Source organism: Verrucomicrobiota bacterium (assembly GCA_021413925.1).
GTDB lineage: Bacteria > Verrucomicrobiota > Verrucomicrobiia > Chthoniobacterales > UBA6821 > UBA6821.
Genome location: JAIOPL010000022.1, coordinates 1 through 6,326, shown reverse-complemented (window position 1 = coordinate 6,326; position 6,326 = coordinate 1). Strand labels below are relative to the sequence as shown.

The window sequence follows — 6,326 nt, the reverse complement described above, 5'->3', positions numbered from 1 at the left end:
ACTGCTGCCACCCGTAGGTGTCTGGACCGTGTCTCAGTTCCAGTGTGGCTGGTCGTCCTCTCAGACCAGCTACCCGTCATAGCCTTGGTGAGCCATTACCTCACCAACTAGCTGATAGGCCGCGAGCTCATCAGGAAGCGTCTTGCGACTTTGGCTTCGGGAAGATGTCTTCCCTGGCCATATGCGGTATTAATTCGCCTTTCGGCGAGTTATCCCCCACTTCCCGGCAGATTGCTCACGTGTTACGCACCCGTTCGCCACTAGATTTCATCTGTATTACTACAAATGAAACCCCGTTCGACTTGCATGTCTTATCCACGCCGCCAGCGTTCGTTCTGAGCCAGAATCAAACTCTCCGTAGAAAGTTTGCGCCTCCTCGTGCTAAACGGGAGGCAAATTTCCAGCATCATCTTTTCCTTAGCCACCGTGGTGACCAAGGGACGATCTGTATTAAACTTCGATTAAGAAAATCGACGAAAAACGCACAATTCAGTTCTTGCTGTTTCGTATATGATCCATCCGGTTTCCGTTGCTTGTGCGAAACCGGACCTGCGCTGTCAAAGATCGATACCAGTGGCTGCGGAAGCGGTGAGGCAACCCTTGATCTTTCGTTTAGTAACGGAAGAATTTTAAGGGCCGTCAGCACCACCTCGTATTTGTTCAAATACTCGAGGCAGACTGGCGAAGAACATTCCCGTTCGAGTGAACAAAGTCACCGTCGGGATTGAGAACATTATACGAGATCATTCTAGAGTCAACGACTTCTTTCACTTTTTTTAAAAATATTTTAACGACCATCATTCCACGTCGCCGTTATTCTTCCTTCTGCAAAACGAAAACGCCCGCCAACCCCTTATTTACAGGGTTCGGCGGGCGTGTGATTCTGTATTGTTCTGTCTGACTCGACTGCGGAGCTTGATTCTATCTACCTGCGTAAAACTCGTTCACTTCCGATTCTTCCGGGCATCAAGGAACTGAACGATGATCTCAAAAGCAACGGGCAGCATGGAGATGAGGATGATGCCCAGCACAACGGCCTCAAAGTGTTTCTTTACCCAATCAATCTGACCAAAGATTACCCCCGCAATCATCATGAGAAAGACCCAGAGGAAGCTCCCCACGACGGTGTAGAGAGTGAATTTGCGACGATCCATCGAGGCCATTCCAGCCACAAAGGGGGAGAGCGTGCGAAAGATCGGCAGAAAGCGGGCCATGATGATTGCCTTCGCGCCATGCTTTTCAAAAAAGAGGTGCGTCTTGTCGAGATACTGCTTTTTCAGGATAAGCGCATTCTCCTTGAAGATTTTACCACCCAGCGTCCCGCCAATAGCGAAGTTTACCAAGTTACCCAGGATTGCGGCCACCATTAGAAGCACCATGGCGACGGGCCACTTGAGACCCGCATCAGGATGAGAGACGCAGTAAGCGCCCACGGCAAAGAGCAGAGCATCCCCGGGAAGGAATGGCGTGATCACGAGGCCCGTCTCGCAAAAGACGATGGCAAAGAGGATCGCGTAGACCCAGACGCCATAGGCGTGAACGATGTTTTCGAGGCTCTTGTCGAGGTGGATGAAGTTTGCTTGGAACCAGTGAATAAAATCCATTGCGCTTATGAAGCAGGATTCCCTCGCCTCGGCAAGCAAAGGGAGTTCAAGCCCCGCAGGAGTAAGTCATAGACCTCCCATCGGTTCAGCTTAACCCCCCTCAATGACGAATGGAGCTCGGGATCCTTCAGTTTTGCCAGGGTGCTCCATGCCAGATCCAAGGGAAGCGCCGTGGCAAAAAGAACCCGGCCTGGTCGGAGATGCGCAAGATAGCGTTCTCCCAGCGCAAGCCACTCGTCCGCGAGTGCAAATAAACCGGGCAACTCCTCATCGCGCGCGTAGATTCTTCCGAGGGATCGATCCTCGTCACGGTCACGTAGGATATTCAGCAGTTGCAGCCCCTTCCCGTAGGCGATGCCCAGCGGAATCATCTCCGCCATGGGAAGCATGAGCCGGTCAGGAGCATGGCCTGAGATCAAGCGAGTCCAGCACGCGCCGACACTCCCTGCTACCAGGAAACAATAGCGCTCCAACTCCTCACGCTTGAGCGGCTCGACGGAAGGAAACCGCCGCAGATCAAAAAGCTGCCCTTCCAGGATCAATCGCCAGAGCTTTAGCAACTCATCACGGTCAGGACTTATTTCGAGTGCGTTGATTAACCGTGGAACCTCAGCAATGAGCTCTGCCTGCGACTCATCCAACTCCCCCGGCATCATCACGGGCGCCCATCCCCATCTTCCCGTAGGTGAGCCACCCGAAAGAGCCGACTCCAAGTTCCCTAGTAGCTGCTCAAGCAGAGCAACCCTCCGCTCGCGGCTGATCTTACCGACATCAGCAATCGTATCCGAGGCGCGTGCCAGCAGGTAGACGACCCCGAGAGGTTCGCGCAGGGAACGGGGTAAAATAGCCAGCGTCAGCGCAAAGGTGCGTGCGTGCGCGCGAAGGAGATAACGAATCTCCCTAGCTTCCATAATCAGCGACGGGAAGAGGGAAGCGGCAAGGATGCTGCTTCGGGAGCAACGGCTGCCCCTGAAGGAATGCCCCCCCCGCTTCCGAGTCCCAACCGCTTCAGCAGGATCATCTTCGCATCATTGTTGCCAAGGCCCTTCGCGGCCGCTTCCGCCACATGATCGCCGTCCCCCGAGGCCTTCGGCATCCGCGAAACCGTCCGCTGTTCGTCCAGGAGACGGAGAGCCGTGGCATCAATAGCTACGGGGTCCTTCGAGGCAAGCAGCATACCGTAGGCAACACAGTTTGCGGGGCTTGGATAGGGTCCCCCGGCATATTGCAGAACGATTCCGTCCATCATTGTCAGGATCACTTTCTTCCCGATCCGCTCGTCCGAGTAGGCATCAGCCAACGCGGAATCACCATAGCCGTCTCCCTTACTGAAGCGCCTCCAGTTATCGAGAATCCCGGCAGTCATACCAGCCAAGGCACCATGCACTCCGGTAAAGTAGCTGTCGCAGAGAGAGGGAATGTTGATCACCTTGTCCACATCACGGGAGAGAATGATGGGCAGATGACTCTCCTCACTGAGTTGCGCCTTGGGCCCCAGGATGTCGGCCAGAGAGTTTCGTGACTCCTTGAAGGAAAGATCGCCGTAAACGAGCTGTCCGATTGCGGATGTCGTGACGATTGCCCTCGGGTCATACCCCTCACCTTTCTCGATCCAACGCAGGTTCAGGCCAGGCACTTTGTCATAGCCCGCCTGCACGAGATCCTCGCGGCGCCGATCCCAGACAATGATATCGCTCGCCTTGATGCCGGCAGCAACCAATCCCTCCACGACGGCCTGAGCCACCGCGGGATGAGTTCCGCCGATAGCGCCCGGCTGAGAGGAGACCTTGATGCCGACCTTTTCGCCAGGCTTGATAAGGGAGCGCCAAGCGGCATCGGGTGTGTTCTTTCCTGTCACCGCGCAGATCAGTCCCGCCACCATCCGAGAAACAAGAGGCTGGCGCGGCGTCATCGAGGGACCCATGGCCTGCGAGTCGAGAGCAAACCAAACAACCGACTTCTCCGAGGCCGTGTCGGGACGGGGAGAGGGAAGCTCCGCCATCGCCTCCTGTAACAAAAGGGCAAGGAGAACAATTGCCGACAGATATAGGTGCCTCACGAAGGCTCCTCCGGATTTTCACGTTGGATCACAGGCTGAGCACCCTCCTGACGATAATAATCCTGACCGATCACCACCTTCGGTCGACCATTGGCTAGACGCCACTTGTTCGTATCTCGCAGCGAATAGACACAGCCGCAGTATTGCTGGGCGTAGAATTCCTCCCGCTTCGAGATCTCGACCATCCGCTCGGCGCCTCCCCCCTTCCGCCAATTATGGGTCCAGTAGCTCATGCCGGGCCAGCGGGCGGCGGCGCGTTCACCGGCGCCGTTGATCTGGTTCATGTCCTTCCATCGGGAGATCCCAAGGCAGCTCGTGATAACCTTGAATCCCTTTTCAAAGGCATGAAGCGCCGTTCGCTCGAACCTCATGTCGAAGCAGGCAGTACAGCGTTCACCACGCTCCGGAGCCCACTCAAGCCCCTTCACACGGGCGAACCAATTATCCGTGTCATAATCAGCATCGGTGAAGGGAATACCATGCTCCTCGGCGAAGCGTATATTCTCGACCTTGCGCAACTCATACTCCTCGCGCGGATGGATATTCGGATTGTAGAAAAAAATCTCCAGCTCAAGCCCCGAAGCCACCATCGCCTCGATCACCTCGCCGGAACACGGAGCACAGCAGGAGTGCAGCATCACGCGCTTCTCCCCACCGGGAGGCTGGAGTTCGGGACGTTGGAAGGAAGCAGCGCTCATCCTCGAATCACTTGTACATAATCATCCGGGCATCGATCCCGGTGAAGTTCTGATAGGAATAGCCCGCGTAACCGGGATAGACGACAGGTACGACACCGCCCCCATAATATCCGCCGCCCCACCCTCCGCAGCGACCCCCATACCATCCTCCATATCCACTGTATCCACCGATCGGAATATATCCCACAGTGGGTGGAACCACATAGCTGTAAGGAACCGACCAATTCTGACAGTTCTTTACAATCACGGCGTCAGCGCCTGCTCGACGCGCGTTGTAGATCACGGAATTGATCGCAAAGGGATAGCCGAGGGTCGTCTGGAAAGCGAAGCGCCCGATCTCGAAGTAGGGGTGGACGGGAGGCGCATTCAGGATCGGAATGACCGCATTAGAGGGCTTCGGCGGATAGTAATTCGCCGTGGTCGGTTGATAGAAAACCGCCGTGGAACTCACGCTGGCACAGGCCTGCAGCAGCAACAAAGCCACGGCCACCGGAATCCATGCGTACCTTTTCATGGTCAACATCCTTCCACAAGTAAGTCCCATCCACAACCCGCCAGACTTGGAGGCAGCGCCCCGACGCCAGTCGGACAGATCAGAGGATCACTTTTTTTGATTTTTCTTTGAACAAAACACCGGCGGAGGGGTCAAATTTATCAGAAGCTCTCCGTATGGGAGCCCAACCAAACCAAACCCATTATCAACCGATGACAACCACACAAGCCTTTCGCTTCACCATTGCCGGTCTCTTCATGGCCCTTATCACGCTCACCGCACCCATGGCCCAAGCCAACTGCGGAAGCTGCGGCACCAAGAAAGAGTGCCCCTCCCCCACGCCGGCTCCAAGCCCGGCCAAGTAACAGTTTGCCGATTTGTCATACCTAGGTCGTGAGACCCAGGGTGACAGCCACTGCGCGGGAGCGCCGTCGATTCATTTGGCGGCCTTCCGAGCAGCTTATTTCTACTGATAATTCTCGCGCAGAGGCGCAGAGATTTTGTGACTAATGGTAACGTTTCTTTAGAAACGACTCCTTTGGAAGGAGTCGTCATAACCCTTTCCTGATCAATCAAGTGATTCTCCGATTTGAGGGGAGTAACGATGATAGTCTTCTCCGGACCCAATCCTTTGTCTTTTCCTCCGCGCCTCTGCGCTTGCTTGCCCGGCCGTTGCTTCGCATCCGTTACGGCTGCGCGACATTCTTCGGTGTTTACTAAGAGACCTCTGCAAGGCAAGTAGCCAGGCGTGATCCAGCGTTTTGAATAATCGGGTTGCCGTGGGCGAAGAGGAGGATCTGAGCTTTCAACCCCTTGAGCGCGGCCAGCGACCGGAGGGATTTCTTCTTATCCTCCCGGTATTTCTCGGGAAGCAGGCGTAATCCCTCCGGCTCCAGATTGATCAGGGCATCACCGAAAATGAGGGTGCTTTCATAAAGAAAAACTGTCTCCCCCGGGCCAAAGCCCAGCAATGCAAACGACTCCATCCCTGCAACCGGCTCGCCGGAGCGGAAGCGCTGATCCGCGATGATGTCGTCACCGGCATCGGACGGGGCAAAGACCGGGATCCCGAACCGCTTAGCAAGCAACAGACTCTCCCGCTGATGGTTCCCGCTGGTCAGCACAACGGCGGCGGGTGCGGAGAAGGACTCGACCACGAGATCTTTCAGCGCCTCCTCGGCCAGAGGGATTGGGTCGATAAAGATCAATCCCGCCGGAGTCACGATCGCCGTCGAGGAGCAGTCACACTTCACCGCAGGTTCATACCCCTGCCAGTGGAAAAGCCCGGGTCGAACGGTGGAGTATTCGGGAATAGCTTTCATGAGATACTCCTAGGGAACCGCTGATTAAAGCGCCTTTTTCAAAGTCTGGCTAATTTTGATGAGGAGGAAGGGATTGGGGTGATATTTTTGATCATCTTGCATCGAAGCTGACTCTCGGATTGGCAGATTTGTGCAGTGGCAGGATGCCAC

7 protein-coding genes and 1 rRNA gene are annotated in these 6,326 nt (G+C 55.5%); 1 reads left to right on the top strand and 7 read right to left on the bottom strand.

Annotated features, from left to right (window positions below):
* From K8R57_09055 to K8R57_09030, 6 genes are all read right to left on the bottom strand, one after another.
* Positions 1 to 362 (bottom strand): 16S ribosomal RNA (locus tag K8R57_09055); the annotation flags it as partial.
* 582 nt (positions 363 to 944) lie between these two features.
* Positions 945 to 1,604: a VTT domain-containing protein gene (locus K8R57_09050; protein ID MCE9588447.1), complete on the bottom strand. Its 660-nt coding sequence runs from the start codon at positions 1,602 to 1,604 to the stop codon at positions 945 to 947.
* Between the two features lie 5 nt (positions 1,605 to 1,609).
* Positions 1,610 to 2,515 carry a squalene/phytoene synthase family protein gene (locus K8R57_09045; GenBank protein MCE9588446.1) on the bottom strand — a complete coding sequence of 302 codons (906 nt, stop codon included), beginning with the start codon at positions 2,513 to 2,515 and terminating at the stop codon, positions 1,610 to 1,612.
* A 2-nt stretch (positions 2,516 to 2,517) separates the two neighbouring features.
* The gene (locus K8R57_09040; GenBank protein MCE9588445.1) at positions 2,518 to 3,663 is read right to left on the bottom strand and encodes a DUF362 domain-containing protein; all 1,146 of its coding nucleotides are present in this window, start codon (positions 3,661 to 3,663) and stop codon (positions 2,518 to 2,520) included.
* On the bottom strand, positions 3,660 to 4,361 hold the full coding sequence (locus K8R57_09035; protein ID MCE9588444.1) for an epoxyqueuosine reductase QueH: 702 nt from the start codon (positions 4,359 to 4,361) through the stop codon (positions 3,660 to 3,662). The genes K8R57_09040 and K8R57_09035 overlap by 4 nt, the downstream gene beginning before the upstream one ends.
* 7 nt (positions 4,362 to 4,368) lie before the next feature.
* On the bottom strand, positions 4,369 to 4,875 hold the full coding sequence (locus tag K8R57_09030; protein MCE9588443.1) for a hypothetical protein: 507 nt from the start codon (positions 4,873 to 4,875) through the stop codon (positions 4,369 to 4,371).
* Positions 4,876 to 5,066: 191 nt separating this feature from the next.
* On the opposite strand from K8R57_09030, the gene K8R57_09025 reads away from it, so the two are divergent.
* Positions 5,067 to 5,219 (top strand): hypothetical protein, encoded by a 153-nt coding sequence (locus K8R57_09025; protein ID MCE9588442.1) that lies wholly within the window; start codon positions 5,067 to 5,069, stop codon positions 5,217 to 5,219.
* Between the two features lie 351 nt (positions 5,220 to 5,570).
* On the opposite strand, the gene K8R57_09020 is transcribed toward K8R57_09025, so the two are convergent.
* Positions 5,571 to 6,176, bottom strand: coding sequence for a hypothetical protein (locus K8R57_09020; protein ID MCE9588441.1), 606 nt, complete (start codon positions 6,174 to 6,176; stop codon positions 5,571 to 5,573).
* Positions 6,177 to 6,326 lie beyond the last annotated feature (150 nt).

What these genes read in the sequence shown, in the direction of transcription:
- K8R57_09050 (MCE9588447.1), bottom strand. Translation starts at nt 1,604, where the DNA reads ATGGATTTTATTCACTGGTTCCAAGCAAACTTCATCCACCTCGACAAG.
- K8R57_09045 (MCE9588446.1), bottom strand. Translation starts at nt 2,515, where the DNA reads ATGGAAGCTAGGGAGATTCGTTATCTCCTTCGCGCGCACGCACGCACC.
- K8R57_09035 (MCE9588444.1), bottom strand. Translation starts at nt 4,361, where the DNA reads ATGAGCGCTGCTTCCTTCCAACGTCCCGAACTCCAGCCTCCCGGTGGG.
- K8R57_09030 (MCE9588443.1), bottom strand. Translation starts at nt 4,875, where the DNA reads ATGAAAAGGTACGCATGGATTCCGGTGGCCGTGGCTTTGTTGCTGCTG.
- K8R57_09025 (MCE9588442.1), top strand. Translation starts at nt 5,067, where the DNA reads ATGACAACCACACAAGCCTTTCGCTTCACCATTGCCGGTCTCTTCATG.
- K8R57_09020 (MCE9588441.1), bottom strand. Translation starts at nt 6,176, where the DNA reads ATGAAAGCTATTCCCGAATACTCCACCGTTCGACCCGGGCTTTTCCAC.